The 242-nt window shown below is 45.5% G+C and carries 1 protein-coding gene; it reads left to right on the top strand.

What is annotated here, in order from left to right; translation table 11 throughout:
• Positions 1–17: 17 nt before the first annotated feature.
• Positions 18–242 (top strand): helix-turn-helix domain-containing protein (locus PAT3040_RS31860; protein WP_181376963.1); only part of this gene is annotated, 225 nt, incomplete at its 3' end.

Below are 242 nucleotides of genomic sequence, written 5' to 3'. Positions count from 1 at the left end.
AGGTGGTGAAACAAGCGATGCTTCATCATAAGGCATTCAAATTTCGTATCTATCCGACGCAAGAACAGAGCGTGCTCATGCGCAAAACATTGGGTTGCAGCCGTTTCGTGTTTAACCATTTCCTAGCGAAATGGAATCAAACCTATCAAACTACAGGTAAAGGATTGTCTTACAACAGCTGCGCCGTAGGGCTTCCTGCTATGAAGCGTGAATGGCCTTGGCTGAAAGAAGTGGATAGCATT

The sequence above is a fragment of the Paenibacillus agaridevorans genome (genome assembly GCF_003112455.1).
In the GTDB taxonomy this organism is placed as follows: domain Bacteria; phylum Bacillota; class Bacilli; order Paenibacillales; family Paenibacillaceae; genus Pristimantibacillus; species Pristimantibacillus agaridevorans.
This window is presented reverse-complemented; position numbering and strand designations above follow the sequence as displayed.